We start from the raw sequence: 6,645 nt of genomic DNA on the forward strand, positions 1-6,645 counted from the left end.
TACGCCGGGCGCATCGACCATCAGGTGAAAATTCGTGGCTTGCGCATCGAACTGGGTGAAATCGAAGCCTGCCTGCTGGAGCACGACAGCGTTCAGGAAGCGGTGGTCATCGACGTTGACGGCCCGTCCGGCAAGCAACTGGCGGCGTATCTGGTGGCTGAACAGCGCAGCGATCACCTGCGTGAGCTGTTAAAGGCGCACCTTAAGGCGTCGCTGCCGGATTACATGGTGCCCACGCATTTCATCGTGCTGGACAGCATGCCGCTGACCGCCAACGGCAAGCTGGATCGCCGGGCGCTGCCCGCACCGGACGCCACTCAATTGCAGCGCCAGTACGTGGCGCCGTCCACTGAGCAGGAACAGCAGATGGCCGCAATCTGGGCCGATGTGTTGAAAGTGCAGCGGGTCGGGCTGACCGATGACTTTTTCGAGCTGGGCGGCCATTCGCTGCTGGCCACGCAACTGATTGCCAGAATCCACACCGGCCTTGGGATCGACATCCCGCTGCGCCTGATTTTCGAGAAACCGCAATTGAACGAATTTATTCAGGCCTTCGCCAGCAGTGGCCTGTCGCTGACCGAGGACGGCTTGTCCGATATCGAAAAAATGATGAATGAAATGGCGGGTATCTGACATGGACAAGTCTGCAGCAGAGCGTATCGCCCAGCGTTTCACCGGGTTGCCCGTGGAACAGCGCCGGCAGATCCTCGCCAAGATGCACGAGACCGGGCAGAGCTTCAAACTGCTGCCCATCGCCGTGACCCGGCACGACGCAGCGCGCATTCCGTTGTCCTACGCCCAGCAGCGCATGCTGTTCCTCTGGCAGATGGAACCGGACAACGCTGCTTACAATGTTCCCATGGCGGTGCGCCTCAACGGTCCGCTGGACCGCCAGGCCTTGAGCGCAGCGCTGGACCAGTTGGTGCAGCGCCACGAAACCCTGCGCACACGGTTTGTTTCCGAGGACGGCGTGTTCTATCAGGAGATTCTTCAGCAGGCGACCGTCGCGCTTGAGTTCGCCTCGGTTGAGCCCGCCGACATTGCGGGCCATGTGCGTGCCGAGCTGCATAAGCCCTTCGACCTGCTGAGCGGCACCTTGCTGCGGGTCAAACTATTTCAGTTGGGCGAAGCCGAGCACGTTTTGACCGTGTGCATGCATCACATCGTGTCCGATGGCTGGTCCGGCGAAGTGCTGATTCGCGAATGTGTGCAGTTGTATCAGGCGCAGGTGTCCGGTCAGCCCGCGCAATTGCCTGCGCTGGCGATTCAATACGCCGACTACGCCATCTGGCAACGCGCCTGGCTGGAAGCCGGGGAGGGCGAGCGGCAACTGGAGTACTGGAAACAGCAACTGGGCAGCGAGCATCCGTTGCTGAGCCTGCCGCTGGACCACGAGCGTCCGCTGCAACCGAGTCAGCGTGGCGCGACTGTGCGTGTCGATCTGCCGGAACACCTGTCCGCACAACTGAAAGCCCAGGCGCGCAACAGCGGCCAGACCTTGTTCATGCTGATGCTGGCGGCGCTGTCGGTGGTGCTGTCGCGCTTCAGCGGTCAGGCCGACATTCGCATCGGCGCGCCCAACGCCGGGCGCACCCGCAGCGAACTGGAAGGGCTGATCGGCTTCTTTATCAACACTCAAGTGCTGCGCGTTCAAGTAGATGAGCGGCAGAGCTTTGCTGAGCTGCTGGATCAGGTGAAACAGGTCGTTACCGGTGCCCAGTCGCATCAGGAACTGCCGTTTGAGCACCTGGTGGATGCGTTGGCCCCGGAACGTAATCTGGGCCACAACCCGCTGTTCCAGTTCAAGATCAACCAGCATGTGCTGGCCGCCGAAGACAGCGGGCAGCGTGTGGCGGGCCTGACCGTCGACGAGTTTCCGATGGGCAGCAGCGATGCGCGCTTTGACCTGGCGTTCGACTTCACCGACACGCCGGGCGGCATTCGCGGCTATTTCACCTACGCCACCGACCTGTTCGAGCCGCAGACCATCGAGCGTATGGCCGACGCACTGCGCGCTGTACTGCAAGCGCTGGTCGCCGACACCGATCAGCGTCTGGCTGATCAGCCGCAAACCATTTCGTTGCCCGCCGCTGAGCAGAGCGCCGATTTTGCCTGCGGCGACTTCCTCAGCCTCTGGCAACAGGGCCTGCACATCGGACGTGGCAAGACCGCATTGCGCGTTGGCCAGCAGGTGTTGAGCTTTGACGAACTTGAACAACGCAGCAACAAGTTCGCCCGCTACCTGCAAAGCCAGGACATCGCTTCGGGCATGACCGTTGCGCTGTGCCTGGACCGCTCGGTGGAGTGGGTGGTCAGCCTGCTGGCGGTGCTCAAACTCGGTGCCGTGTACCTGCCGCTGGACAGCGCGCAGCCCGCCGAGCGTTTGCAGCAACTGGTTCGTGACAGCGGCGCGGCGCTGTTGATTCATGCGTCCGGCGACGACAAGGCCGCGCAACTGGGCGTGTGCCCGGCGCTGGCCTTCGATGCTGTGCTGTGGTCCGAGGTGGATGGCAGTGCGCTGAATGTGCGTGTCATCGCCGAGCAGCCGGCTTACATCATCTACACCTCCGGCTCCACCGGGCAGCCGAAGGGCGTGGTGATCAGCCACGGCGCGCTGGCCAATTACGTGCAGGGCGTGCTTGCGCGCCTGTCGCTGAACGACGGGGCAAGCATGGCGATGGTCTCGACGGTCGCCGCAGACCTGGGCCATACGCTGCTGTTCGGTGCGCTGGCGTCTGGGCGCCCGCTGCATCTGCTGTCCCACGAGCAGGCGTTCGACCCTGACGGTTTTGCCCGCTACATGGCCGAGCATCAGGTTGAGGTGCTGAAGATTGTGCCCAGCCATTTGCAGGGCTTGCTGCAAGCCGCAAACCCTGCCGACGTGCTGCCGAGCCAGTTGCTGATGCTGGGGGGCGAGGCCAGTTCCTGGGGGTTGATCGAGCAGGTCCGTGCGCTGAAACCGGGCTGCCGCATCGTCAATCACTATGGCCCGACCGAAACCACGGTTGGCATCCTCACCCATGAGGTGGCCGAGCGTTTGAATGCCTGCCGCAGCGTGCCGGTCGGTCAGCCGCTGGCCAACGGCAAGGCGCGGGTGCTGGACGCCTACCTGAACCCGGTCGCCGAACGTGTGGCGGGCGAGCTGTATCTGGGCGGTCGCGGGCTGGCGCAGGGTTATCTGGGCCGTGCGGCGATGACTGCCGAACGCTTCGTGCCGGACCCGGACGCCGATGGTCTGCGTTTGTATCGAGCCGGCGACCGTGCGCGTTGGGTGGATGGCGTGCTGGAGTACCTGGGCCGTGCGGACGATCAGGTGAAAATCCGCGGTTACCGGGTCGAGCCCGGCGAAGTCGGGCAGTTGTTGCAAACCCTGGAAAACGTCGCCGAAGCCGTAGTGCTGGCCCAGCCGCTGGAGAGCGACGAAACACGTCTGCAACTGGTGGCGTACTGCGTCGCGGCAGCCGGTGCGCGCCTGAGCGTCGAGGGTCTGCGCGAGCAACTGGCGGCGCGCCTGCCGGAATACCTGGTGCCCGCGCAGATCATGTTGCTGGACAGGCTGCCCGTGACCGCCAACGGCAAGCTCGACAAGCGCGCCTTGCCCAAGCCGGGCGTGGTCAAACAGCGTTATACCGCGCCGGTTGGCGAGATCGAGGAAAAGCTCGCCGCCGTGTGGGCTGACGTGTTGAAGCTGGAGCAGGTCGGCAGCACCGACAACTTCTTCGAACTGGGCGGCGACTCGATCCTCAGCCTGCAAATCATTGCCCGCGCCAAGCGTCAGGGCATCAAGCTCAGCCCCAAGCAACTGTTCGAAAAACAGACCATCGGCCAATTGGCTTCTGTCGCCAAATTGATCGAGAAAAAGCCAATGGCTGTGGTGGAGCAGGTCAGCGGTTCGCTGCCGCTGCTGCCGATTCAGGCGCGCTTCTTCGAGCTGGACATCCCTGAGCGTCAGCACTGGAATCAGGCGCTGATGCTCAAGCCCCTGCAAACGCTGGAGGCAACCCCTCTTCAAGCGGCACTCACCGCTCTGATCGAACATCACGACGCACTGCGTCTTGGGTTCACGCAGCAAGGCGGCCAGTGGCAGGCCACGTTCGGCGCGCTGAACACGCGCGACGTGCTGTGGACCCACACACTCGACAGTGTCGAGCGCCTGAGCGAACTGGCTGATGAAGCGCAACGCAGCCTGGACCTGAAAAACGGCCCCTTGTTGCGTGCAGCGCTGATCGACCTGCCGCACGGCGAACAGCGCGTGTTGTTGGTTATTCACCATTTGGCGGTGGACGGTGTGTCGTGGCGCGTGTTGCTGGAAGACCTGCAACACGCGTATGTCGCCACCGAGGCAGGCCGGCCATTGTCGCTGCCGGCGAAAACCAGCTCGCTGAAAAGCTGGGCCGAGCATGTGCAGGCCTATGCGCAAAGCCCCGCGCTGGAACAGGAGCTGGGTTACTGGCAAGCGCAGTTGCAGGAGGTCAGCGATGCTTTGCCTTGCGATCACCCGAGCGGCGGCCAGCAACAGAAACACGCGGTGTCGGTGGTCACGCAACTGAATGGCGAACTGACCCGGCAACTGCTGCAAGAAGCGCCAGCGGCCTACCGCACGCAGATCAACGACCTGCTGCTGACCGCGCTGGCGCGGGTGGTCAGCCGCTGGACTGCGCAGCCGCACGCGCTTATTCGTCTGGAAGGGCATGGCCGAGAGGATCTGTTCGACGCGCTGGACATCACCCGCACGGTCGGCTGGTTCAGCAACCTGTACCCGGTCCGGCTCACCCCGCAGGCCACGCTGGCCGAGTCGATCATGACCATCAAGGAGCAACTGCGTGCAGTGCCTGACAAGGGCATTGGTTACGGCGCGTTGCGCTATCTGGGCAGCGAATCGACACGGCAGACCCTGCAAGCACTGCCGCAGGGCAGCATCGTGTTCAATTATCTGGGGCAGTTCGACGGCAGCTTTGATGCACAAGGCGCGCTGTTCACGCCTTCGGCCGACAGCAGCGGCGCGTCGCAGAGCGCCGATGCACCTTTGGCTGCGCCACTCAGCATCAACGGTCAGGTGTATGGCGGCGAACTGCGCCTGAGCTGGACCTTCAGCGGCGCGGTGTTTGAACGTGACACCGTGCAGCGGCTGGCCGACGAATACGCGGTTGAACTGCAACAACTGATTACGCATTGCACCACCGAAGGCGTGGCCGGGGTAACGCCGTCGGACTTCCCGCTGGCGCGCCTTACCCAGTCGCAGCTAAGCCGTTTGCCGATGCCTGCGGCGCAGATCGAAGACATCTACCCGCTGGCGCCGATGCAGCAGGGCATGCTGTTTCACACCCTGTTCGAGCAGGAAGCAGGCAATTACATCAACCAGATGCGCGTCGAGGTCAGCGGCCTGGACGTGCCGCGTTTCCGCGCCGCCTGGCAGGCGGCACTGGATGCCCACGAGGTGCTGCGCAGCGGCTTTGTCAGCCATTTTGAGCAGTCACTGCAAGTGGTGTTGCGCGATGTGAGCATGCCGTTTGTAGAACTGGACGCCCGCGCGCAATCAGGCGAATGGATCGACGATTGGGCGAGTGCCGATCGCCAGCAGGGCTTCGACCTGGCTCAGGGGCCGCTTCTGCGCCTGGCCTTATTGCGAACCGGCGAACAGACGCATCAACTGATCTACACCAGCCATCACATCCTCATGGATGGCTGGAGCAGCTCGCGGCTGCTGGGCGAAGTGCTGCAACGCTACAGCGGCCAGACACTGCCGAGGCAAGTCAGCCGTTATCGCGATTACATCGAATGGCTGCAGCGTCAGGATGCTGCGCTCAGCGAACGTTTCTGGACCGGCCAGTTGGCCGAGCTGGACGAGCCGACCCGGCTGGTTCAAGCGTTCAAAGCGCCCGAGAACGGGCAGGGGCATGGCGATTACTTGCAACTGATCGACGCCGACAGCACCCGCCAGTTGAGCGAGTTCGCCCGTGAGCAGCGCGTCACCCTCAACACGCTGGTGCAGTCGGCCTGGCTGCTGGTGCTGCAACGCTACACCGGGCAGTCCAGCGTGACCTTCGGCGCTACCGTGGCCGGGCGCCCGGCCGAGCTGCCGGGCGTCGAAGAGCAATTGGGGTTGTTCATCAACACCCTGCCGGTGATTGCCAGCCCGCGCCCGGAACAGCGGGTGGCGGACTGGGTGCAGCAGGTGCAGGCCAAGAACATCGCCCTGCGTGAGCATGAACACACGCCGCTATACGACATTCAACGCTGGGCACGCAGTGCTGGCGAGGCGCTGTTCGACAACATTCTGGTGTTCGAAAACTACCCGGTGTCCGAGGCATTACAGCAGTCCGCGCCGCAGGGGCTGGTATTCGGCGGCCTGCACACGCAGGAGCAGACTCATTACCCGCTGACGCTGGTGGTCAACCTGGGCGAAACGTTGTCGATGCGTTTCAGCTACGCCCGTCAGTCGTTCAGCGAATTGCACATGGCGCAGTTGTCGGCGCATCTGCGGCAGGTTTTGCAGGCATTGGTGCGTGATCCGCAGACGGCGATTGGCGAGCTGGCGCTGTTGGATGATCATGAACAGCAACAGGTGTTGCGTGGCTGGAACGCGACTGCTGCCGACTTCCCGAGCGAGCAATGCCTGCACAGCCTGATCGAAGCCCAGGTACT

2 protein-coding genes are annotated in these 6,645 nt (G+C 63.2%); both read left to right on the plus strand.

The features are described from left to right. The coding region (locus DW49_RS0100545; RefSeq protein ID WP_029768568.1) for a phosphopantetheine-binding protein at window positions 1–633 on the plus strand (633 nt) is incomplete at its 5' end. Between the two features lies 1 nt (window position 634). Further along, window positions 635–6,645 (plus strand): non-ribosomal peptide synthetase (locus tag DW49_RS0100550; RefSeq protein WP_005617165.1); only part of this gene is annotated, 6,011 nt, incomplete at its 3' end.

This window comes from Pseudomonas avellanae BPIC 631 (genome assembly GCF_000444135.1).
Lineage (GTDB): Bacteria > Pseudomonadota > Gammaproteobacteria > Pseudomonadales > Pseudomonadaceae > Aquipseudomonas > Aquipseudomonas avellanae.